11 protein-coding genes are annotated in these 25,017 nt (G+C 68.2%); 7 read left to right on the forward strand and 4 right to left on the reverse strand.

The genetic code is table 11. The features are described from left to right. Window positions 1-64 precede the first annotated feature (64 nt). A complete protein-coding gene (locus OG203_RS43605; protein WP_405163048.1) occupies window positions 65-742 on the forward strand; it encodes an ATP-binding cassette domain-containing protein in 678 nt (225 codons plus the stop codon). Next, on the forward strand, window positions 739-2,682 hold the full coding sequence (locus tag OG203_RS43610; RefSeq protein ID WP_405163049.1) for a YhgE/Pip family protein: 1,944 nt from the start codon (window positions 739-741) through the stop codon (window positions 2,680-2,682). The genes OG203_RS43605 and OG203_RS43610 overlap by 4 nt, the downstream gene beginning before the upstream one ends. A 6-nt stretch (window positions 2,683-2,688) precedes the next feature. On the opposite strand, the gene OG203_RS43615 is transcribed toward OG203_RS43610, so the two are convergent. After that, on the reverse strand, window positions 2,689-4,209 hold the full coding sequence (locus tag OG203_RS43615; RefSeq protein WP_405163050.1) for a carboxylesterase/lipase family protein: 1,521 nt from the start codon (window positions 4,207-4,209) through the stop codon (window positions 2,689-2,691). Between the two features lie 107 nt (window positions 4,210-4,316). Here OG203_RS43615 and OG203_RS43620 point away from each other — a divergent pair, with 107 nt between their 5' ends. Continuing rightward, window positions 4,317-5,534 carry an ROK family transcriptional regulator gene (locus tag OG203_RS43620; protein ID WP_405163051.1) on the forward strand — a complete coding sequence of 406 codons (1,218 nt, stop codon included), beginning with the start codon at window positions 4,317-4,319 and terminating at the stop codon, window positions 5,532-5,534. Window positions 5,535-5,609: 75 nt separating this feature from the next. On the opposite strand, the gene OG203_RS43625 is transcribed toward OG203_RS43620, so the two are convergent. The 3 genes from OG203_RS43625 to OG203_RS43635 are packed head-to-tail and all read right to left on the reverse strand — an operon-like array spanning window position 5,610 to window position 8,916. Then, window positions 5,610-7,055, reverse strand: coding sequence for a purine-cytosine permease family protein (locus OG203_RS43625; RefSeq protein WP_405163052.1), 1,446 nt, complete (start codon window positions 7,053-7,055; stop codon window positions 5,610-5,612). A 48-nt stretch (window positions 7,056-7,103) separates the two neighbouring features. Next, window positions 7,104-7,865, reverse strand: a complete 762-nt coding sequence (locus tag OG203_RS43630; protein ID WP_405163053.1) for a class I SAM-dependent methyltransferase — start codon at window positions 7,863-7,865, stop codon at window positions 7,104-7,106. 25 nt (window positions 7,866-7,890) lie between these two features. Further along, window positions 7,891-8,916, reverse strand: coding sequence for a helix-turn-helix domain-containing protein (locus tag OG203_RS43635; RefSeq protein WP_405163054.1), 1,026 nt, complete (start codon window positions 8,914-8,916; stop codon window positions 7,891-7,893). Between the two features lie 455 nt (window positions 8,917-9,371). On the opposite strand from OG203_RS43635, the gene OG203_RS43640 reads away from it, so the two are divergent. The 4 genes from OG203_RS43640 to OG203_RS43655 are packed head-to-tail and all read left to right on the forward strand — an operon-like array spanning window position 9,372 to window position 25,014. Continuing rightward, window positions 9,372-10,694 carry a lysine N(6)-hydroxylase/L-ornithine N(5)-oxygenase family protein gene (locus tag OG203_RS43640; protein WP_405163055.1) on the forward strand — a complete coding sequence of 441 codons (1,323 nt, stop codon included), beginning with the start codon at window positions 9,372-9,374 and terminating at the stop codon, window positions 10,692-10,694. 3 nt (window positions 10,695-10,697) lie between these two features. Next, window positions 10,698-11,855 (forward strand): cytochrome P450, encoded by a 1,158-nt coding sequence (locus OG203_RS43645; RefSeq protein WP_405163056.1) that lies wholly within the window; start codon window positions 10,698-10,700, stop codon window positions 11,853-11,855. A 41-nt stretch (window positions 11,856-11,896) separates the two neighbouring features. Next, window positions 11,897-24,259: an SDR family NAD(P)-dependent oxidoreductase gene (locus OG203_RS43650; RefSeq protein ID WP_405163057.1), complete on the forward strand. Its 12,363-nt coding sequence runs from the start codon at window positions 11,897-11,899 to the stop codon at window positions 24,257-24,259. Beyond that, on the forward strand, window positions 24,259-25,014 hold the full coding sequence (locus OG203_RS43655) for a thioesterase II family protein (protein WP_405163058.1): 756 nt from the start codon (window positions 24,259-24,261) through the stop codon (window positions 25,012-25,014). The genes OG203_RS43650 and OG203_RS43655 overlap by 1 nt, the downstream gene beginning before the upstream one ends. Window positions 25,015-25,017: the final 3 nt, after the last annotated feature.

The raw sequence follows: 25,017 nt of genomic DNA on the forward strand, positions 1-25,017 counted from the left end.
GGGTGGAATCGCCGGGGTGCGGCATTGCCGCTCAGCAAACGGAACGGTCTCTATGCTCGATCGGGTGACATGGGTGGGTGTTGAGGTCGTTGCCAGCAACCTCGCTGCGCGCGGGTCGGCGGGGTGTGCCTTCGAGAACGTTCACCTGGAGATCCCCGCGGGTCGGCTCGCCGTGGTGGTCGGGTCGGCGGGGTCGGGGCGCACGTCACTGTTGTGGGCGTTGGCGGGCCGATTGCGGCTGGTGACCGGTCGCCTCGTCGTCGGCGGTCGACGCTACGACGAACAGCCGCGCGCGATCCAGGACCTGGTGGCGGTCGCGCGGCTCGATCCAGGCTGTGTGCTCGATCCGCGGCTTCGGGTCGGCGAGGTGATCGATGAGCGCGCGCTGATCGGGGGAGCGCGGTTCACCGCGGCCGCCCTGGACGCGACCTTCGCCGCGATGGGTGTGCCCGTGCCCGCCGCGCGGCTACAGGTGGGGGAGCTGGCACCCGGCGAACAGCTGATACTGGCCGTGGCGTTGGCGGCGGCGCAACAGCCGGGCGCGATCGTTGTCGATGATGTCGGCGCGGGCTGCACGAGCGGTGCGGCGCGGTGGGTCTGGGAGTGCTTGCGCGCCTTGGCCGATCACGGCTGCACCGTCATCGCCGCCGCGTCGGAACCGCCGCCGCTGGACGACGTCACGGTGATCACCCTCGCCCACCCCCGCGATGCCGAGTTGCCCGACCTCCAGGAGAACGTGTGAAGGCACTACGTCTTGCGCTGCTCGAGTTTCGGCGATTCCGTGGTCCGCTGCTGCGCAAGCTCGTTCCGGTGGGGCTCGCGCTGGTGCCGCTGCTGTACGGGTCGCTGTATCTGTGGTCGAACTGGGACCCCTACGGTAAGACCGATCAGATTCCGGTCGCCGTGGTCGTCGAGGACCAGCCGGTCACCGCGAACGGTCAGGTGGTCGACGCGGGCAAACAGTTCGAGCAGCAACTGCGCGCCACCCCGAAGTTCCAGTGGCACTTCGTCGATCGGCACGAGGCCGAGGACGGACTCGTGCACGGACGCTTCTATTTCACCATCACCGTCCCGCCGGATTTCAGTCGGAAATTGATCAGCGCCCAGGACCCGATCCCCGAACGGGCCACTCTCGGAATCACTCTCAACGACGCCAACAACTTCATCGTCGGTGTGGTCGCCGATGTCGCGCGCTCCGAACTGCAGAACCAGGTGAACACTGCCGCGCACGCGGCATACGCCAAAGCCATCTACGGCGACCTCACCCTGGTCAAACAGCAACTCGACGTCGCGTCGACCGGCGTGCACGCCCTGGTCGACTCGTCGGTGCTCGCCAAGCAGGGCACCGCCGCGCTGGCCACCGGTCTGGACGGATCGACCGCCGGTGCCGCCCAAATCACCGACGGCGTACAGCAACTCGCGCAGGCGAGCAACGAGGTGGACGCCGCGGTGAGTCAGCTGGTCGACACCGGCACCGCGACGCTGCCGACGGCGGCCGGGGCGCTGTCGAACGCGACCGGTGCCGCCGCGCAGTCGCTCGAACTCGTCAGGGGCGGTGTCGATCTGGTGCATCAGCAAGCCGACCAGGGCAATGCCGACCTGCGCCAGCTCGCGGTCGCGCACCCAGAGTTACTGGCCGACCCCGTATTCCGGCAGGCGCTCGACCACGCGCAAACGATCGCGACGACCGCGGGTAACGCGGCGGATACCGCCAGACAAGCCCATGACGCTGCGGTCCAGGCCAGCGACAAAGCGGGCCAGCTCGCGGGCAACGTCGATACCGTGCAGCAGAACCTGCGTGCCGCCGCGGCGCCACTGCACGCGCTTACCGCGGGTGCCACGGTCGTCTCGGGTGGTGCCGTTCAGATCACCAACAGTCTCGCGTCGTTACAGGCCAGCAGTCGGACGTTGCAGACCGGTGCTGACCAATTGCATTCCGGCGCAACCAAAGTCGCCGACACGGTCGATATGGCCTTGGCGAAGATCCCCGATACCAGTCCCGAACAGACCGCCGCCGCGGCCGATGTGCTCGGCTCGCCCGTCGGCATCGTCAGCCACAATCTCAACCCGGCCGGGTTGTACGGGCGCGGGTTGACGCCGTTCTTCTTCGCGATCGCCCTGTGGGTGCTCGGGCTGCTCGCGTACCTGTTCATCCAGCCGCTCAACCAGCGCGCCGTGGCCAGCCGGATCAGCCCGCTGACCGTGGCCGTCGCTGGTTGGCTTCCGGTGGCCGGGCTTGCGGTGGCCGGCGGGCTCATCCTCTACGGCGTCGTCCAGGTCGGGTTGCGGCTCGATCCTGTGCACCCGATATGGACGGCCGGGCTGATGATCCTCGCGGCCGCGGCGTTCGTCGCGATCGACCACTTCCTGCGGGTCGCGTTCGGCGTTGTCGGCGAAGGACTTTCGCTCGTACTGCTGATTCTGCAGCTGACCTCGTGCGGCGGGCTGTATCCGGTCGAAACAACACCCGCGCCGTTCCGCATGCTCCATCCACTCCTGCCGATGACCTACCTCGTCGACGGCCTCCGGGTCACCGTCTCCGGCGGACTGACCGGTAATCTGTTGCGCGACATAGCGATTCTGCTCGCATTCCTGCTCGTATCCCTCGGGTGCACCACCTTCGCCGTGCACCGGCAACGAATCTGGTCCCTCGACCGTCTCCATCCCGCCGTCGAAATCTGAGCCGTGTCACGCACTCCAGATCGGGCGTTGCGCGGCGAACGGGTCGGATTCGACGTGGCTCTGATCCGACCAGATCATGGTCTGCCGCTCGTCCAAGGTGTAGCGGGGCCAGTTCGCGCCGGGCGCAGTGTCTTTGACGAAGCCGACCCAGGCCGCGTGCATGGCGTCGGCCAGTGCCTGGGGCGGTGCGTCACCCTCGACCTGGGCGACGCCGGGAGCGCGCAGCAGGTCGAAGGCGAACGGCAGGTCACTGCAGTGCGCCGCCATCCCGTTGTAGCCGGGAGCCGTTGAGGTCCAGGTGAATTCGTAGAGCCAGGTGGGCTGGTTCAGTCGCGCGCGAGCCTCGGCGACCTGGTACGAGGGCCCGCGAATGATGGTGTCGCTGATGGCCTGTCCGGCGAGTTCGGTCGCGTCCGCGCCGGGATAGACGGCGTGGTAGGCATCCATATCGACACCCTTACCAGCGTTCGCGAGCGGGCTGGCGGCCGCCGCGCTCGGGTTCTGCGCCATCATGGCCGCCGCCATGTTGAACTCGTGCCTGGTGAAACCCAGCAGCAGCGGAATGTCGCCGCCCGCACCGTCTTTCAGCATTGCCGACGTTGCCTCGGGGATCAGCTTGCCGTCGGTGAACGGCGCCAAACCCAGCATCGGCACGGTCTCGCTACCCGGTCCAGGCGCCTGGAGCGCGTCCTGCATATCGAGCACGGTGTTCTCCGGCAGGGCGCGTAACGCGGCGGCGGTCGCGGGCACGCCGGTGCGCCTGGTGAACAGGTCGGCCACGGCGGCCCCCGCGGCCAGCTCGTTCGGTTGGGTCACCGCGCCGGAGACACAGATGCCCGCGCGGAACAGCCCGCGCGCGGCAGGTGTGGCCATCAGCGCCCACACCGCGCCGCCACCGGCGGACTGACCGGCGACGGTGACCTTGGCCGGATCGCCACCGAACGCGGCGATATTGTCGCGAACCCACCGCAGGGCCGCGATCCAGTCCAGCACCGCCCGGTTGTCCGGCGCACCGTCCAGATGCAGGAAGCCGTCTATCCCGAGCCGGTAGCCGACCGAAACCAGCACCACCCCATCACGATTGAACGCGGCGCCGTCGTACCAGGGGCTGGCCGGACTGCCCGCGATGAAGCCGCCGCCGTGGATCCACACCAGCACGGGCAGTCCGCGCGCGGACGGGTCGGGGGTGAAGACGTTCACGCTGAGGACGGCGTCGCCGGGGATGCTCGGCTCGGGGATGGTCGTCACCTCGCCCATCGACTTGCGTTGCGCGGTCGGCCCGTACGCGGTGCACTCCAGCGTCTCGGTCCACGGCGCTGGCGGCGCCGGGGCGGCGAAGCGCAGCTCACCGACCGGCGGCTTGGCGAACGGCACGCCGAGGAAGGCGATGCCGGTGTCGCGGCGCTTGCCGCGGACCGGACCGTAGATCGTCTTGACGACGTCGGAGGCGGGGCGTTCGGTCGAGCAGGCGGCCGCGAGGGTGATGGCACCCGCTCCGAGCAGGACCATCCGGCGATTGATGTGCATCGCGACCTCGTTTCGTTTCGTGCGATCACCGGTATGTTCGTGAGTCGGCAGGTAATAAGTCAATGGTTGAAAAAATTCTTGACCTGCATAGTCTCGGAGGTGTGGAGATGCGACAGGCACACGATTCGGTGGCCGTCCGGCGACGTAACCTCGGCCTGGTGCTGCGCCACATGGCCGACAACGGCCCCTGTGCGCGCACCGAGATCGCCGCGGCGACGGGGCTGTCGCACGCCTCGGTCACCACCATGGTCGCCGACCTCGTCGCGCGCGGACTGGTGTCCGAGGACGGTGTCCTGCATGGCGGCGGCCGGGGTCGCCCGCGACGGCTGCTCCGGATGATCCCGCGGCGCGCGGCGACCATCGCGGTGCAGATCAGTTCCGAACAACTGCGCGTCGCCGTCGCCGATCTCGCGGGCACGATCGTGTGGCGCGATGCCGCACCACACCGCGGCGCCGCTGGCGTGCCCGCCGCGCTGGCGGACGCGGTCGCCGCGGCGGTGCGACGAGCGAACACCGCGGCACCGCCGGACGCGGAATTGGTGCGCGTCGCGGTCGCGATGGCGGGGCCGATCGGCGACGACGAGGCCCAAACAGTGCTCGCCGCACCGGATTTCGGCTGGCTACGATCGGTCCGCTTGCGCGCGCTGATCGCCGCGCGGCTTCCCGAGCTGACCTGTCCGATCGAGGTGATCAATGACGCGAACGCCGCGACGCTGGCCGAATACCACGCTCATCCGGCACGCCCACGCGGCGTGGTCTACATCGCCGCGGGTACCGGTATCGGTGGTGGCGTGGTGTTGGACGGGCGCATCCACACCGGCAGCCACGGCATTGCCGGAGAGCCGGGCCACATGCCCGTCGCCATCGACGGACCGCCCTGCGTCTGCGGTGCTCGCGGCTGCTTGGTTGGCTACGCGGGTCCCGAAGCAGTGCTCACCGCCGCCGGTCTCGGCGAGGTGCTGCGGCGCGACGGACTCGGCCCCGCCGCCGACCGGCTCGCCGAGGCGCTCGCCCGCCGCGACGAGCGGGCACTCGCGGCCGTCGACATCGCCGGACGGGCCCTTGGTACCGTGATACTGTCGATCACCTCCCTACTCGATCTCGACGAGGTGGTCCTGGGAGGTGTACTGGCGCAATGGTTTCCATGGTTGGGTCCGGTGATCCGGCACCAGTTCTCGGGTCGACGCGCGCTAGTGCCCACCGCGGAACCAGAGGTAACCCCCGCCCTCCTCGGCGCGGACGCGGCCCTGCTCGGTGTCATCGAATTCGCCCGCCGTGCAGCGCTTTCCGATCCAGCGACCGTCCCGCGCCGACACCACTCCTGAGATTCGCCACCGACCCGAGCTGACTGCAGCGAAATCCTTGGCTTTCGCACCCGCCTTGCGCCGTGCACCGTCGCCTCAGGTGTTCGGCGAATTCTCGGTCGGGGGCAGGTGGCGGCGGGTTTGTTGACGCAGAAAGAGGTGGTAGAGGATGCCGCCGATGAGGAATGAGGCGGGGAGTCCTGGTTTCATCGACGCGAAGGTTGCGAACCAGGCCTGCTCGCTGGGGCCTGCGCCGAGGGCGGACGCGAGGTGTCCTGAGGTGTCCATGGCGATGCCGATGACGGTGGCGATCAGCATGGCGGCGAGGGCGGCGGGGTTGTTGCGTTCGCCGGTGCCGGTGGTGGGGTAGAGGGCGGCGAATTGGTAGCCGGTTCGGTGCCGTCGGTAGAAGTCGACCAGGAAGATGGCGCACCAGGCGGCGAGCGGGATGCCGAGGATGGTGAGGAAGGATTCGAAGCTCGCGAAGAAGCCCGGCGACAGGAAGATGAGATAGCTGCTTGCCAGCACGATCAGCGTCGAGTCGACCGCGATGGCGCGCGGCCGGGAGACCTTGATGCCGAGGGTGATCAGGTTGAGCCCCGACGAGTACAGATTGACGACACCGCTGCCGATGAGCCCGAGGATCGTGGTGAGCAGAAACGGCACGAAGAACCAGGTCGGCAGCGGCAGGACAAGTGCCCCGATCGGATCAACGGCGGCCCGCGAGGCGAGATCGGGCCTGGCGACACCGGCGAATACACCGAAGAACATCAACACGATCGGCGCGATGGCCCCGCCGAGCGTGGTCCAGCCGACCACACCGCGCGGGTCGGCCCGCGCCGGGAGATAGCGACTGTAGTCGGCGCCGGTCATCACCCACGCCAGGCCGCCCGCGGCGATGACGAAGGTGACGCCGGCCAGCAGCGGTCTGCCGCCATCCGACGGCATGTGGTGGGGCAGACCGACTTTCGGCAGAACTAGGCAGCAGTAGCCGATGATCGCGATCGTGATGGCGACCGTTATCCACTTCTGGGCGCGGATCACCAGGTGATAGCCGTAGACGGCGATCACTATCGTTGCGGCACCGGGTAATACGAGACCGAGCACGAGCAGGGTGGTGTCGCTCGCATCCGGAAAGACCCGGCTGGCAAGGGTTCTGGTCGCCGTCGCCGCGAGGAACAACGCGATGGCCTCCCAGCCGATGCAGGCCAGGTATGCCACCAGCGTTGGCAGCTTGTTACCGCTGTAGCCGAACGTCGCGCGGCTGAGGGTCATGGTCGGCGCCCCACCGCGGAGACCGGCAAGTGCGACGAATCCAACCAGCGGGTAGCCGATCGCCGTGCCGACGAGGATCGCGATGAGGGCGTTCTTCCAGGAGAGGCCGAGCGTGAGGACGAGCAGTCCGGAGGAGATGACGAAAGGATTGAGGTTGGCCGCCGCCCAGAGCCAGAAATGATGTCGCGGTATTCCGGAGCGCTCATCGTCGGCCGTGGATTCGATACCCTTGCGTTCGATCGTCGGTAGGGCGCGGCTACTTGACATCCTTATCGAACTCCCATGCTGTCTCGCGGCAATGTCTGGCCGGTGTCGTCAGCCAGCCTTTCGCTCGGCGACCACCAGCAGGAAGGTCGGTCGACGAAAATTATCCCGCCACCATGGATCGGCGGTGACCTGCTCGGGTGTCGGTCGCGGCTCCTGTATCGCGGTCAAGGAGAAATTGGCGTCGGTCAATGCGGACAGATAACTTTCGAGCGGACGCATCCAGACGGTGACCTGTGCGGGCGAGGACTCACCGGCGACTCGGAAGTTTTGGGTGAAGGAACGGACCTCGAAGTATTGATCGGACACCGATTCGTTGGTCGTATCGTCGTCGGTCGGCGTCCGATAGAAGCAGGGATGCAGCATCAGCACGACGAGTCTGCCGCCGGGTTTGAGAACACGCGCGAATTCGCCGAAAGCCGGTGCCGGATCGGGCAGATCGTTGACGAGATGATTGCAGACCACACAGTCGAAAGTGGCGCTGTCCAGCGGCAACGCGGTCACGCTTCCGTGATGGTAAACGATGTCGCGTCCCTCGTGATCGGCCGCGCCGCGTGCCGCCTCGACCAGTTCGGCGCACGCATCGATGCCGACGACCCGCGCATGACCGGAATCGAGTATGCGCGACAAATAACCTTCACCACACCCCGCGTCGAGAACCCGTTGGCCGGTACGGTCACCCACCGCCGCCAGCACCGCGCGATCGGTCAGATCGGTGCGGTATCGGTCGCGCCGCTCGCGGATGATCCGCGTCCAGAATTCGGCGTTCCGCTGGTAACTCCGACCTTCCAGAATTTCTGCACCCAGTTCCATCTCACTCCGCGGTCGGCAGCCCATATCACACAGTTTCCAACTGACTCAGCAGAGCGGGCGCCATCTTTTTGGTGGCGACCGTACTGCCTACCTCGATACGACCTCGCAATTCGGTCCTGATTTCGCCGGCCCGAAGTCCCAATGTCGGATCTCGCTGCAGCATGAGCGGGATGGCGACACTGACCAGATAATGGAGATAGGCATCGTTGGATGTGCCGATCTCATGGACGATACTTTCCGCGAAATTCCGCAAGAGCAGCGAACGGGGGACCGAGAAATCGGTCGTCACCGCGGCATCGCGGGTATAGGTTGGGAATGCCCATGATTCGACTATTGACAACAAAGTGTTCTGTTCGACATCTTTGCTGTAGCGTAGTGCCTCATCGGTATCTCCGGTTTGGATGATCCATCCCATCACCCCGCTACGATAAGGCATGACGGATCGCCGGTCCAGCGTTTTCGATTCGGAATCACGCATCAAGACCCCGGTGGCCTTGGCGATATGATGGACGAACGTCGCGTGCGCGATTATAGCGTGAAAGGAATTGCCGCGCTCGGCCAATCGCTCGGACATCTCCGATGATTTCCCGAGTAGCGGGTTGGTATCGGCGATGAGACTGATGTTCGCGTCGGTATTCCAGATGAACCCGAGCGCTTGGTCCTGCTCCCTGCCCCAGAACCGGGCCAGGCACGCCGCGGCGTTGCGATCGTCACCGCGCATGATGTAGAGGGCCGCCTCCAGCACGCTGCTGACCCACTGCTCCGGCATGTGTTCCATGGCGACCAGATACCGGAAGATGTCCTCGCGGACCCGAAGGCCCTCTTGCGCGAGGCTGTCGATCAACTCGCGCCGTCGCCGGGTCAGCGCGTAGTCGACCAGTAGCTCCGCGACGCCGGGGACCACGCCGATGATGGCCTGTAGCGTGCGTCCCCTGACTCGATCGAGCCACTTGGGCTCGGTCCATAATCGACTCACTGTGCTTTCATCGAGCCCGGCGAGGACAGCCACATCCGCGATGGTCATGCCCACGTCACCGGCGATCTCGGCCAACGTCTTGGAACTCAAGCCAAACTCCCCTCGACCGTCTGGTGCTCCACTCGCTGCGAACACCGTTAGCTTGCCGCAGAACTCGCTTGCGGTCCTGCTCGCACCCGACGGGTACAGAGGTTCTCGAGAGCCGGACGCCACCGATGCAGGGCTTGGCGCACGTCCGACCGGCAAACTATGGGTAGGCGTACCCACCGGTCGTGGGCGCAAAACGTCGTACGAGCGGCCGGATTCCGCCGCTGACGCAAGGCATCTCCCGTTCGAGCGACGCGCGGATGTCCTGTCCACAGGACGTAATTCGACCGCCGTCACCGATCACGCGCCTCGGCCTTGAATGAATTCCGCGGCGAGCTTAGCGTGGCAATACGTTTATCAGTCGCGATACCGTTTCGGCTCGGCGGCCATCTATTCGAGAGTTGGTTGAGCATTTGTTGTCTGGAATATCAGGGGGAATTCCTATGGGGACCCCTTCGTCGGAGACCTACGATACGGTCGGCATCGGTTTCGGCCCGTCCGGCCTTGCCCTGGCCATCGCGCTTGAAGAGCAGCAGAGCGCGGCATCGGCAGGCCAGGCCACCGTCGCCTTTTTCGAACGCAAGCCCGCATTCGGCTGGCATCAGAACATGCTGTTGCCGTCGACGAAGATGCAGGTGTCGTTTCTCAAAGACCTTGCCACGTTTCGTAATCCGACCTCGCGGTTCAGTTTCGTTTCCTATCTGCATGCGAAGGGCCGACTTGCGCAATTCGTGAACAATCAGGATTTCTATCCGACCCGCCGTGAGTTCCACGACTATCTGGAGTGGGCCGCGGCGATGGTGGCCGACCGGGTCACCTACGACGTGGACGCCACCGCGGTGCGGCTGCCCGAGGGCGATAAGCGCGCCGAGCACCTCGAGGTGGTGGTCCGCGATCGGAGCAGCGACGAATACCGGGTGGTCAATGCCCGCAACGTGGTGATCTCGACCGGCCTGGTGCCCGCCATGCCGCCGGGTATCGAACGCGGCGAACGCGTCTGGCACAGTTCGGAATTCATCGAACGCTTCGACGGCTGCGATCCCCGCGACCTGCGGCGGGTGGTGGTGGCCGGTGCCGGGCAGAGTGCGGCCGAGATCACCCGATTCCTCTACGACGCGCTGCCGCACGCCGACGTCTATGCCGTCATCCCGTCCTACGGCTACTCGATCGCCGACAGCACGCCGTTCGCGAATCAGGTCTTCGACCCGAACGCGGTCGACGACTACTACTTCGGCACCGACGAGTCCAGGGACGTGTTCTGGCGCTACCACCGCAACACCAACTATTCGGTGGTCGATGACGACGTGATCAGGGACCTGTTCCGGCGGGCCTACGACGACGAGGTCAGCCATGCGGAGCGGCTGCGGTTCCTGCGGTTGTCCAGGGTCGCTGGCATCCAGCGCAACGGTGTCGGCGCCCGGCTGTCGGTGCGGTCGCTGCTCGATGACACGACCAGGGGACTCGATGCCGATCTGCTGGTCTGCGCGACCGGCTACCAGCCCATGCAACCGTCGGGGCTGCTGCGCGAGCTGGACGGTCAGCTGCAGCGCGACGGCGACGGCAGCTATCGGGTGGCGCGGGACTACCGGCTGATCGGCGATCTCGAACTGCCCGGCGGGATCTACCTACAGGGCGGCACCGAACAATCCCACGGGCTTTCGGCGTCCTTGCTGTCCAATATCGCCGTGCGCAGTGGCGAGATCGCCGAATCCATGCTGAGCCGACGGGTTGGTCAGGAACTCGTCGCTATCGATCTCGGGAGCTGATTCATGTCCATCGTCGCGTCCCGGCTCGGCCTCGGCCCGCTGCCCGCCTTCCTCGATCCGCCATCGCGTCGGCCGGTGCAACGGGTGCCGGTGACCGGCGGCGCGCACATGTGGCTGGTCACCGAGTACGCGCTAGGGCGAATGGTGTTGTCCGACAAACGGTTCAGCCGGGCCGCGGCGGCGCGGCCGGAGGCGCCGAAATGGCATGCGGTCAACCCGTCGCCGAATTCGATCATGAGCATGGACGGCGCCGAGCACGCCAGGCTGCGCCGCATCGCCGCGGCCGCCTTCACCGCCAAGCGGGTGGCCGAGCTGGCGCCGTTCATCGAGCGGACCGCCGACGAACTCCTGGATACGCTCGCGGCCGGTGGGCGACCCGCCGACCTGGTTTCCGGGTACACCGCGCCGCTGCCCGTGGCCACACTCGGAGCCTTGCTCGGGGTGCCTGCCGCGGATCGGCCGCGCTTCGAGGATTCGGTCGTCGCGCTGTTCGGCGTGGCCGAGCCCGTCCCCGACGGCGAAATCCACCGAGCCAGGCACGAATTGATCCTTGTCGACTACATGTCCTCGCTGATCAGCCGGAAGCGGCGGGAACCACAGGACGACTTCCTGAGCGTGCTGATCCGCGCCAATGACGGCGGCACGCTGTCGCAGGCCGAACTGATCAATTTCGGACTGGCGCTGTTGATGGCGGGATACGAGACCACCGCGGGCCAGTTGAGCATGTCCGTGCTCGCGTTGCTGTCCGGCGGAACAACCTGGGATGCGGTGGACGAGAAGACCATCGAGGAGTTGATCCGCACCACACCGACGACCCCGGTGAGCTTCCCCCGGGTGGCCGTCGAGGATGTGCCATTGGGGGAGACGGTGATTCGCGCGGGCGAGGCGGTGATCGTGTCGCTGGTGCACTGTAACCACGACGACAGCGTGTTCGCCGAACCGGACCCGGTCGGCGGGCGGCGTCCGGCACAGCACCTCACCTTCGGGCACGGCGTGCATCACTGCCTCGGTGCTCCGCTGGCCCGATTGCAGCTGAAGATCGCCCTGCCCCGGCTGTGGCAGCGGTTTCCTGGGTTGCGGCTTGCCGAGGGCGCCGGGTCGGTGCGGTGGAAGGACGGCCTGGTGACCCGAGGCCTGGCCCGGCTCGACGTCACATGTTGAGCGGGAAATCGCAAGGAACGCAAGGAAGTCGAGGAGATCGGGTGACTGACGTCGTACGGGCCGCCGAGTTACGCGAAGCGGTGCTGACCGAGGTCGGCGCGATGCTGGACGGCGCGTTCGACGCGTCGGCAACGTTCGCGGAGTTGGGCATCGATTCGCTGCGGGCGACGGCGCTGCGCAACCGGCTGGTCGCGACCACCGGCGTGCGACTGCCGGTGGCCGTGGTGTTCGATCACCCGACTCCCGCCGCACTGAGTGAGCACCTGGCCGCGCAGGCCGCGGCCGAGGCGGTAGCCGAGACGGTGGCGCCGCCGATGAGCGATGAACCGGTCGCGATCGTGGCGATGGCCTGCCGGTATCCGGGCGGGGTCCGATCGCCGGAAGACCTGTGGCGCTTGGTCATCGACGGCGTGGACGCGGTGTCGGAGTTTCCGGACAATCGTGGCTGGGACCTGTCGGCCCTGTTCGACGAATCGGGCGGCGCGGGGACCAGTCACCAGCGGGCGGCCGGGTTCCTGACCGAGGCCGACCGCTTCGACGCGGGGTTCTTCGGTCTCGCACCGCGTGAAGCGCTGGCCATGGATCCGCAGCAGCGGTTGGTGCTCGAATGCGTGTGGGAGACCTTCGAGCGTGCCGGAGTCGATCCGATGTCGTTGCGCGGCAGCCGAACCGGGGTGTTCGTCGGTGCGATGGCTCAGGAGTACGGGCCGCGTTGGATGGCGGCGGGGGAGTCGGGCGGGTATGCGTTCACCGGCAATACCGCCAGCGTGATGTCGGGGCGGGTGGCCTATACCTTCGGTTTCGAGGGGCCCGCGGTCACGCTGGACACCGCGTGCTCGTCGTCGCTGGTTGCCATCCACACCGCCCGCCGCGCACTGCAAACGGGGGACTGCGAGCTGGCGGTCGCCGGTGGGGTGACAGTGATGTCGTCGGCGGGCATGTTCACCGAATTCTCCCGGCTCGGCGCATTGTCGGCGGACGGACGCTGCCGGGCCTTCGCGGCGGCGTCCGATGGCTTCGGCCTCGGCGAAGGCGCCGGTGTCGTGCTGCTGGAGCGACTCTCGGACGCGCTGCGGGCGGGGCATCCGGTGCTTGCGGTGCTGCGTGGGTCGGCGATCAATCAAGACGGCGCGAGCAACGGGCTGACCGCTCCGAGCGGACCGGCCCAGCGACGCCTCATCCACCAGGCCCTGCGATCCGGCGGCGTGACCGCGGCCGAGGTCGACGCCGTCGAGGCGCACGGCACCGGGACCACGCTCGGCGATCCGATCGAGGCCGAGGCGCTGCTCGCCACCTATGGGCGAGACAGGGAGCGGCCGCTGTGGCTCGGGTCGCTGAAATCCAATATCGGGCATGCCCAGGCGGCCGCCGGAGTGGGCGGGGTCATCAAAATGGTGATGGCGCTGCGCCACGAGCTGCTGCCGCCGACCCTGCACGTGAACGAGCCGACGCCGCACGTGGATTGGGCGTCCGGAGCGATTCGCCTGCTGACCGAGCCGGTCGCCTGGCCGCGGCAAGAGCGGCCGCGCCTGGCCGGTGTGTCCTCGTTCGGGGTGTCCGGCACCAACGCGCACGCCATCGTGGAACAAGCCCCGATTGTCGCACCCGCCAAGGCCCGGGTGCGGCTGCCGCTGCTGGTGTCGGCGAAAACCGAAGCGGCCCTGCGTGATCGGGCACAGCAAGTGCGCACGCTGCTGGAGACTCGACCGGATATCGAGATCGCCGCTGTGGCAACAGCTTTGGCGACTACCCGGACGCACTTCGCGCATCGCGCGGTCATCACCGATACCGAGGACCCGCGTGATCTGCTTCGCTTGCTGGCCGACGGGGATACCGATCCACGGATACTGACCGGCGCCGCCGAGGAATACGGCCGCACGGTCTTCGTCTTTCCAGGCCAGGGCGCGCAATGGATGCGGATGGGCCGCCGATTGGCCGCTGTCTCACCGGTTTTCGCGAGTCACCTGCGCGCGTGCGCGGACGCGCTGCGCCCGCATATCGGCTGCGATGTGGTCGAGGTGCTCGAGCGCGAACAGGCCGAGGAGTTGGCGCGGGTCGAACTCGTGCAGCCGATCCTGTTCGCGGTCATGGTGAGCCTGGCGCGGTGGTGGGAGGCGTACGGGGTGCGGCCGGACGCGGTGATCGGTCACTCACAGGGCGAGATCGCCGCCGCGCATATCGCGGGCGCGTTGACCTTGGCCGATGCCGCCTTCGTCAGCGCCGTGCGGGCCAAGGCGCTGACAAGCCTGTCCGGCACCGGAACCATGGGATCGGTGCCGCTGCCGCACGAGCAGGTGCGCGCGGCGCTCGCCGAGCACCCCGGTGTGTACGTGGCATGCGTGAACAGCCCTGTACAGACGGTTGTTTCGGGCGATCGGGCCACCGTCGAGGAACTGATCGGGCGCTGGCAGGATGCCGGGGTGAACGCCAAAGCCATTGCGGTGGACTACGCCTCGCACTGCCCGCACGTGGACGGGATCCGCGACGAGCTGCTGACCGCCCTGGCCGAGGTGACGCCGATGCCGTCGACGGTGGCGTTCCATTCCTCGGTGGACGGCAAGGCGATCGACACCACCGAGCTGACGGCGGAGTACTGGTGGCGGAATCTGCGCGAGCCGGTTCAGCTGGACGCGACCGTGCGCGGGCTGCTTGCCTCCGGGCATCGCACCTTCATCGAAGCGAGCCCGCATCCGGTGCTGACCATCGCGGTCGAGCAGATCGCCGAAACCGTGCCCGACATCCGGGTTTCCACGCTGGCCACGATGCACCGCGATCGGGACACGCTCGCGGACAGCTATGAGACGCTCGGCCAGGCGCACAGCGCGGGCCGATCCGTCGACTGGGCCGCGGTGCATCGCGACCTGTCGGGCGCGGTGGCGCGGACGGTTTTCGTCTATCCAGGCCACGGTTCGCAGTGGGTGGGTATGGGACGCGAGTTGTACTCGGCCGCACCGATTTTCGCGCGCCACGTACGGGAGTGCGCGGATGCGCTCGGCGCCCACCTCGACTGGGATGTCGTGGAGATGCTGCGGCACGGGCAGGCCGAGGATTTCGAGCGGGACGAGATCGTGCAGCCGCTGATGTTCGCGGTCATGGTGGGTCTGACGCGCCTCTGGCAGGCACACGGCGTGCGGCCCGACGCGGTGGCCGGTCATTCGATCGGCGAGATCGTGGCTGCGCATATCGCGGGCGCGCTGACCCTGGCCGACGCGGCGGCGGTCAGTGCGGCGATGGCCAAGGCCATGGGCAGCGTCGGCGGAACCATGGGTTCGGTGCCGCTGCCCGAGGACCAGGTACAGCAGCGGTTGGCCGACTACCCGGACGTGTCGATCGGTTGTCTGAACAGTCCGACCCAGACCGTCGTATCGGGTCCGCGCGCGATGGTGGAGGAGTTGGTCGCGCGTTGGCGCGCCGAGGGAGTGAACGCCAAAACGGTCGCCATCAATTGCGCCGCGCACACCCCGCATCTCGAGGCGGCGCGCGACGAACTGCTCGCGGCGCTGGCCCGGGTGACGCCCGGACCATCGACGATCCCGTTCTACTCCTCGGTGGATGGCGAGCCGATCGACACCACCCGGCTGACGGCGGAGTACTGGTGGCGGAACGTGCGCCAGCCGGTTCGGTGGGCAGCGGCGGTGCACGATCTGGTCACGCACGGGCACAGCCGGTTCATCGAGGTCGGCGCCCATCCGGTGCTGACCGTCACCGTCGAGCAGATCGCCGAAACTGTGCCGGGAAGCCGGGTCGGCACCGTCGCGACCGCGCATCGTGGGCACGACGGGCTCGACGATTTCTACGCCGCACTCACCAGGGCCGACGCGGTAGAGATTCCGGCGGCCACGGTGCCACGGGTCGATCTGCCCACGTATCCGTTTCAGCGGCAACGCTTCTGGCTCACCGAGCCGAAGCAATCCGGGCAGGGCCATCCGCTGCTGCCGACCCGCACCGCGCCCGCCGGGCGTGACGAATTCATCTGGGGCGGGACCATCGACGTGGACGACCAGCCCTGGCTTCGCGATCACGTCGTCGACGGGACGGTGCTGCTGCCTGGCACGTTGTTCCTGGCCGCGGCCGCGTACGCGGCGAACGCCATCGGGTACGCGGGCGTCGACGAACTCACCCTGCAGGCACCGGCGGTGTTGAGCGGTCCGCTGGAACTACAGGTCATCGTCGGGCCACTCGAGGACGGCGGCAGGCGTCCGGTGGCCGTGCATTCCCGGCCCGCCGCGAAGGACGCGGGCTCCGGCGAGACATGGCGGACGAATGCGATAGGTCAGCTGTCGCAACAGGATACGAGCGTCGCTGTCCCGGGGCCCGAGGTGTGGCCGCCGACCGGGCAGCCGGTCTCCGTCGACGAGATCTACGACGCCCTGGCGGATCTCGGCTACGAGTACGGCCCGGCCTTTCAAGGTATTCGGGGTGTTTGGCGGGCGGATCGTTCGGTCTACCTGTCGCTCGAGCTGCCCGAGGGAGTCGAAACACGCGGCTACGACGTGCATCCGGCGCTGCTCGACGCGGCGATTCAGGTGGCCGCGCTCGACGCGGCGACTTCGGCCGGGCGAATATGCCTGCCGTTCACCTGGACCGGGGTGCGGGTGGCCGCGACGACGTCGACCGCGCTGCGTGCCCGCCTCACGTTCGTCCGCGACGACATGGTGTCGGTCGCGGTGTGGGACGAGCAGGGTCGTCCGGTGCTCACCGGCGACGAGCTGAGCCTGCGGCCACTACCCGCACAGCATGCTGACGGACCGTCGGAGGCGGTGCGGCGCAACCTCTTCCGGGTCAACTGGGAGCCACTGCCGGCGGCGTCGGGAACCCCGGTGCGCGATATCGCCGTCGTCGGCGGGCCGGTGGGTCTTGCGGGGTTGGCCGATGTCACGACCGTCGCGGACCTGGCCGCGCTGGGCGAACTGATCGACGCCGGTGCGATACGGGCGCCACGGACCGTACTGGTTCCGCTGCTCACCTCGGCGGAATCCGAAAATGACTCGACCACAACGCTTCCCGAGGACAGCGCCGCGGGATTACATGCCGCGCTGAGCCTGATTCAGCAGTGGCTCGCCGACCAGCGGTTCGCCGGCAGCCAGCTGATGTTCCTGACCGGTGGCGCCGTCGGCGTCGTCGACGAACCCCTCGACCTTCGCCGAGCGCCGCTCTGGGGCCTGGTGCGGTCCGCACAATCGGAGCATCCGGATCGGTTCGTCCTGCTCGACGTGGACGAGTCCCTCACCTGGCCCGCGCTCGCCAGGGCCATCGACAGCGGCGAACCCGAACTCGCCGTGCGCGAAAACCAGGTCCTGATACCACGATTGGCTCGGTATCTGCCCACCGCGGACCGCACGTCGCCGTTCGACCGCGATACCGGTGTCCTCATCACCGGCGGGCTTGGCGCGCTCGGTGTGCTTGTCGCCAAGGATCTGGTGCGGCGCCACGGCGTGCGCCGACTGATCCTGGTCGGGCGTGGTGGACCGGGTAGTCCGCACGCGGACAAGGTCATTGCCGAACTCGCGGACCTCGGCGCGATGGCCGAGGTGCACGCCTGCGATGTGGCGGACCGGAACGCGTTGGCGCAGTTGCTGACCGAAGTATGCGCGCGCGGGCCGCTCGGCGCGGTCGTGCACGCCGCCGGGGTACTGCGTGACGCCACCGTGCAGCGGCTGACGCCGGATCTGCTCGACGATGTCCTGCGGCCCAAGGTGACCGCCGCCTGGAACCTGCACGAACTCACCCGCGACCTGCCGCTGCGCGCGTTCATCCTGTTCTCGTCGATCGCCGCCACCCTCGGCAATGCCGGTCAGGCGAATTACGCGGCGGCCAATACCTTCCTCGACGCGCTGGCGCAGCACCGCCGTCACCTCGGCCTGCCCGCCGGTGCGTACGCGTGGGGCGTGTGGGCGGTCGACGACGGGATGGTCGGCGGGCTCGGCGAGGCGGATCTGCGCAGGCTGGCCCGCGCCGGATGGCTGCCGATCAACCCGCAGGACGGACTCGACCTCTTCGACGCCGCCGCGGCGGACGAGGCACCGGCGGTGGTCGCGGCCCGGTTCGATCTGGCGGCGCTGCGGCAGCGCCGAGGGCTGCGGCCGATCTTCGCCGGGCTGGTCCGCCGCTCCGCGCGGCACCAGGGTGGTGCCGCCGACGACAGCTCCTCGTGGGTGCGCCGCGTCCGGGAGCATCCGGCCGATCGGCGGTCGGCGGTGGTGCTGCGGGCGGTGCTCGCCGAGGCCGCGACCGTGGCGGGCGGCGAACTCGCCGATCCGTCGATGTCGTTCCGTGACTCGGGATTCGGTTCGCTGATGGCGGTGGAGCTGCGCAATCGGCTTGCCTCGGTGACCGGTCTTCGACTGTCGTCGACGGTGGTGTTCGACTACCCGACGCCGGCCGAGTTGAGCGAACACCTACTGTCGTTGATCGGCGACGCGCCGGTGACGACGACGGAAACCGTTGCCGCTCAGACCAACACGCCTCCGTCGGAGGATCCGATCGCGATCGTCGCGATGGCATGCCGATATCCGGGCGGCGTCCGGTCGCCGGAGGATCTGTGGCGACTGGTGGCCGACGGCGTTGACGCGGTCGGGGAGTTCCCGGCCGACCGCGGCTGGGATCTGAGCACACTGTTCGATGACGGAGTCGGCTCCAGTTCGGCCAGGCAAGGCGGTTTCGTCGACGGGGTCGACCGCTTCGACGCGGCGTTCTTCGGTGTGTCACCGCGTGAGGCGGCGGCCATGGACCCGCAGCAGCGACTCGTCCTGGAAACGGCGTGGGAGGTGCTGGAACGCGCCCACATCGTGCCGGATTCGCTGCGCGGAACGCAGACCGGCGTGTTCATCGGCGCGGTCGCCAGCGATTACGGGCCGCGCCTGCACGAACCGACCAGGGAGTCCGCCGGATACCTGCTGACCGGGACGTCCGGCAGCGTGCTTTCGGGCCGAGTCGCCTACTCGCTCGGCCTGGAGGGTCCGGCGATCACGGTGGATACGGCATGCTCCTCCTCGCTGGTGGCGCTGCATCTGGCCGCCCAGGCGCTGCGATCGGGCGAATGCTCGCTGGCCTTGGCCGGTGGCGTGACCATCATGTCGTCGCCGGGCTTGTTCGCCGAATTCTCCCGCCAGCAGGGCTTGGCGGCCGACGGCCGATGCCGGGCCTTCGCCGCCGAGGCCGACGGCACCGGATGGGGCGAAGGCGTCGGCCTGCTGCTCGTCGAAAGGCTCTCGCGGGCACAGTGTTTCGGACATCCGGTGCTTGCCGTGCTGCGGGGCTCGGCGATCAATCAGGACGGCGCCAGCAACGGTCTGACCGCACCGAACGGGCTGGCGCAGCAGCGAGTCATCGCACAGGCACTGGCGTCGGCCGGACTGCGCGCCGCCGACGTGGACGCGGTCGAAGCGCACGGCACCGGCACCCGATTGGGTGACCCGATCGAGGCGCAGGCCGTACAGGCCGCCTACGGTCGCGATCGTGACCGGCCGTTGTGGCTCGGCTCGCTGAAATCCAATATCGGGCACGCGCAGGCGGCGGCGGGGGTCGGTGGCGTCATCAAAATGGTGATGGCACTGCGACATCGACTGCTGCCCAAGACCTTGCACGTCAGCGCGCCGACGCCGCATGTGGATTGGGAGGCGGCGGCGGTGCGGCTGCTCACCGAGCCGGTGGCCTGGACCGGCGAGGAGCGGGTGCGTCGCGCGGCGGTCTCGTCGTTCGGCATTTCCGGCACCAACGCGCATGTGCTCATCGAGCAGGCGCCGCACGTCGACACTCCACGTGCGGATGACCAACGACCGTCGGTGCCGCTGCCAATGCTGTTGTCCGCCAAGACAGATACCGCGTTACGGCAGCAGGCCCGGCAGTTGCACGACCTGCTCGACGCGCAGCCGGATATCGACATGTCCGATGTGGCAACAACATTGGCGACCGCGCGTACCCACTTCACCCATCGAGTGGCGCTCACCGCCGCCGACCGAACCGAACTCGTCGAGCACCTGGCGGCGTTGACCGAGCACGGCGCCGGTGACCCGCCGGTCCGCGGCAATCGGCGCACCCCGGTAACGGTCATGTTCGCCGGGCAGGGCACGCAGCGACCAGGGATGGGCGCGGAACTGTATGCCGAGTTCCCTGTCTTCGCCGAGGTATTCGATCAGGCGTGTGCGGCATTCGACCCGCACCTCGATCATCACCTCGCGGAAATCGTGTTCGCCGAACGGGATTCGGCCGAGGCGGCGCTGCTGCGCGATACCGCCTACGCGCAGCCCGCGCTGTTCGCCTTCGAGGTGGCGCTCTACCGCCTCGGCCATGCGTGGGGGCTGCGGCCGGACACAGTCATCGGCCATTCGATCGGTGAACTGGTGGCCGCGCACGTGGCCGACGTGCTGACCCTCGAGGATGCGGCGACACTGGTGGCGGCGCGCGGCAGGCTGATGGGATCGGCCCCCGGGACCGGTGCCATGGTGTCGGTCCGGGCCGGAATGGCCGTCGTGCAACAGGCTTTGGCGGAGGTGGCCGACCAGGCCGGTATCGCGGCCGTCAACGGCGACCGGTCCATCGTCATCTCCGGCACGGCCGATGTCGTCACCGCCATCGCACAGCGGTTGGGAGAGCAGGGTTTCCAGACCTCCGTGCTCGACGTGAGTCACGCGTTCCACTCCCCGCTGATGGATCCCGTTGTCGCCGAATTCGAACGCGTCGCCGCTGGCTTGACCTATCACCCGCCGCAACTGCGGATCATCTCCAATGTCACCGGCCGGGTCGTCGGGAGTTCGGAGCCGATGGATGCCAGGTACTGGGTGCAGCATCTGCGCGAACCGGTGCTGTTCGGCGCCGGCATCCGCGCGGCCGAGGCCGCCGGTGCCACCGGATTCATCGAAATCGGGCCGGACGGCACCCTTTCCGGGTTGGCCACGGCCGCACTGCGGGAACACGACGTGGTCGTGGTGCCATTGCAGCGTCGCGAACGCCCGCAGGCGCGCACGCTGCTCGCCGCGATCGCGCACGCGCATATCGCCGGAATCGATATCGACTGGCAGCAGGTTGTCACTGGCTGGCACGGGCGGCGAATTCCGGTGCCAACCTATCCATTCCAGGGCAGTCGATACTGGCTGGAGTCCGGCTCCGCGTCGGTGCGTGGCCCGCGCGAGCACCCGATCCTCGGTGCGGCCGTCGATGTTCCCGACACCGATCGGATCGTCTGGTCCGGGGAGGTCTCGCTGCGGGATCACCCGTGGCTGGCCGCCCATGTGGTCGGGGGACGGGTGATCCTGCCCGGCTCGGCGTACGTGGACCTGGCCGACCATGCCGCCACCGCGACCGGCCGCCACGGGGTGGCCGAGCTGGCCATCGAACGGCCGCTGCCGATTCCGTCCAGCGCGTCCGTGCCGTTGCGGGTCGTCGTGCACGGCGATGCCACGAAATCGGTTGCCATCTATGCGAAGTCGGATGACGACTGGGTGCGGCACGCGAGCGGCACCCTAGCGGCCGCCGCGCCGCCGCCCGGTGCTGACGCTGCGTGGCAACCGGATTCGGCGCCGGTGCGCCGCGACGAGATCTATCGCGGGCTCGCCGCGCACGGCCTGGCCTACGGTCCGGAGCTGCGTGCCGTCACCGCCATGTGGCGCGATGGCACCGACATCTGCGCCGAGGTCGAACTGCCTGGACTCTGGCCGCCGGATCCGTATGGTCTGCATCCGGCCCTATTGGACGCCGCGCTGCATGCCATCGAGGCCGCCGAGGTGATCTGGACCTCCGGCGCCGGTGTGGTCCGGCTGCCATTCGTCTGGACCGGCTATCACCGGTATGCCCGCGTCGGAACGCAGGTTCGCGTCCGAATCGCGCGGCGTGGGCCCGACGACTACCGGTTGGAATTGCGCGACACCACGAATGCCGTTGTCGCGACGATCGATTCGCTGATTCTCGCGCCCGCGACCGGACAACCGGCCCGACCGGCGACGGCCGCGCTGCGCGAGTGGGCCTGCACACCCGTCGCCGATAGCGCCGACCCCGGCAGTGCGCCGAGGGCGGTGGTGATCACCAAATCCGGCGGTGACGCGGTCGCCAGGCTGAGCGAATCGCTGCGCGCCGAAATCCACGCCGACGTGACCGGGCTGCTCTCGGCACTCGGCGACAACGGCCGCGGCCTGCCCGACCGCATCGTGGTGCCGTACACCGTCGACGGCCGCGCGGTGGCGGAGCTGCTCACCGAATTGCGGGATCAGGTCCAACAGGTGCTCGACGCACCGGAATTGGCCCGCTGCCGCGTTACCGTCCTCACCCGCGACGCGCTCGGTACCGGCGAGACCAGGGTAGTGCCCGCGGCCCGCGCGGCATGGGGTCTGATTCGCGCCCTGCGCGGCGAACACGGGCGGCTCGCGCTGGTCGACGAGGACGGCGGCGAGGCCTCGGCACTGGCGCTGCCTCGTGCCATCGGCAGCGACGAACCCGAAGTGATCCTGCGCGACGGGCAGCCGCACCGCACCGAACTTGTCGACTATTCCGCTGCGGCACTGGAGATTCCGCCGGATCCGTACTGGCGGCTCGACTACGCCGGGGTTGGTTCGCCTGATGGCATCCATACCGTCGTCGCACCGTCATCGGGGCGCCGACTGCAACCCAACGAGGTGCGGGTCGCACTGCACACCGTCGGACTGAACTTCCGCGACGTGCTGACCACCCTCGGCGTGGTCTCGCCGCGCGCGGGCACGCCGGAGGATTCGGTCGTGCAGAACGTCGAGGGCGCCGGAGTGGTCCTTGCGATCGGGGCAGAGGTGGACCGGCTTCGCGTCGGCGATCGGGTGATGGGCCTGGTCGACGTGATGAGCCCGGTGGCGGTCGGCGATCACCGGCTGCTGACGCGGATACCCGACGGCTGGTCGTTCGCCGAGGCCGCCTCGGTGCCGATCGCCTTCCTCACCGCCTACTACGGCCTGAACAGGCTGGCCGGGCTCACCGCGGGGGAACGTGTCCTTGTGCACACCGCCACCGGAGCCGTCGGCATGGCGGCCATTCAGGTGGCCCGTCACCTGGGCGCGGACGTCTTCGCCACCGCAAGTCCGGGTAAGTGGGAAACGCTGCGCGCGTGGGAAATACCCGACGATCACATCGCCTCCTCCAGGGACGGCGCCTTCGAGGACCGGTTCCGGGCGAACTCGCCTGGGCATCCCGCCGTGGATGTGGTGCTGAACTCCCTGGCCGGGCCGTTGACCGACGCCTCGCTGCGCCTGCTTGCCCCCGGCGGCCGGTTCCTCGACATGGGCAAGACCGATGCCCGTGACCCGAGGGAGGTCGCCGCCCGCTACGACGGTGTCACCTACGCGCAGTTCGACATTCGCGACCCGGGACCCGACGGTGTCCGGGCCATGCTCGACGAACTCCTCGACCTGTTCGACGCCGGGGTCCTCACGCCGATCCCGACCACCGTCCAGCACGTCACCGAGGCGCCACAGGTGTTCCGGCACATGGCCGAGGCGCGGCATATCGGCAAACTGATACTGCGCATGCGGGATTGGCCGACCGATCGAGCGGTGCTGCTCACCACCGGGCCGGGTACGTCGTCGATCGCTCGCCATCTTGTCGGCGCCCACGGGGTGCGTACGCTGGTGCTCGTCGGCGAGGCCGACCCGGAGCTTGTTCAGGAACTGCGCGCACAAGGTGCCCAGATCGTCATTCGCAACGATGATTTGGGTAGCCGAGCGGCGGTGGCGGCACTGCTGGCCGATCTCGATCGGGACGACATCCGGCTGGGTGGCGTCGTCCACAACGTTGAAACAGACTCGCCTGCGATGGGGTTCGATAACGCATGGCAAGCGAAGGCGCTTGCTGCGGCACACTTGGACGAACTGACGAAACCTCTCGACCTGTCGGCGTTCGTCACTGCCACGTCCAGCCCCGGCCCGGCCGTCGATGCGGCCGTGAACGCCTACCTGGACGGCCTTGCCCAACTGCGTAACGCGCGATCCCTGCCAGGCGTCGCGATCACCTGGGAACCGGACGGCGAGACCATCACCGAGGACCGCCTGGTGCGTCTGTTCGATCGTGCCGTCGCCCGGGGCACCGGAGCGCTGATCGCGGCCGACACCAACGTTCTCGCCCCGCGAAGCCAAGCGGCGGCACCGCAATGCACGGTGCCAGCGGCGGAACCTGTTGCTGCGCACAATGACTCGGGGGATGGGCTACTACGGCTGGTCCGCACCGCGGCGGCCGAGGTGCTCGGCATGCGGTCACCGGACGCGATCGAACCGGGGGCGCAATTCCGCGAACTCGGACTCGACTCCCTCGGCGCGATCGAGCTGCGCGACAAGGTGTCTCAGGCCACCGGCGTACCGCTGCCCGCGACATTGATCTTCGACTTCCCGACCCCGCAGGACCTGGTCGATCACCTGCGTAGCCAGCCGACCGGAGCAGAAGGGATAGCGTGATGCGCGCAAACGGATGGACCACCGTCTTCCATCGGAAACCGGACGCACGATATCGGGTGCTGTACTTCCCGCACGCCGGAGGTTCGGCCGGTTCCGCGATGCCGCTGTCGGCGGCCGCGCCGCCGCACGTCGAGGTCGTCGCGATCCAGTATCCCGGCAGGCAGTGGCGCCAGGCCGAACCGGCGGCCACCGACATCACGGCGATGGCGGGCGAGGTCGCCGAGGCACTGACGACCCTGGACGACAAACCCACCGTGATCCTCGGCCACAGCATGGGCGCGATCGTCGGTTTCGAGGTCGCCCGGCTGCTCGAGATCGCCGAACCAGGCTTGGTCACCCGGCTTTTCGCCTCCGGCAGCAACGCGCCATCGCGCCCGCGCCGCCTGCTGTTGAGCGCTGGCGCGAGCGACGACGAGCTGGTCGACGAGATGCGGCTGATGGGCGGCACCGTCGACGCGTTGTTCGCCGACCCGGATGTGTTGCGGCTCAGCCTGTCCGCGCTGCGCGACGACTATCAGGCGATGGCGGCTTACCGCTGTGCACCGGATACCAGGGTCTCGGTACCGATCACCGCACTGCTCGGCCGCGACGACCCGGCCACCGACCACGCCGACGCCGCCGCCTGGCAGACGCATACCACCGAAAGCTTCGCCCTGCGCGAATTCCCCGGCGGCCATTTCTATTTGAGCCAGTGCCGATGCGAGGTGCTCGACGCTGTCGTCGACCACTTCGCGCTGCTCGCTGGCGCCGAGTGAGGG

The sequence above is a fragment of the Nocardia sp. NBC_01499 genome (assembly GCF_045040275.1).
Lineage (GTDB): Bacteria > Actinomycetota > Actinomycetes > Mycobacteriales > Mycobacteriaceae > Nocardia.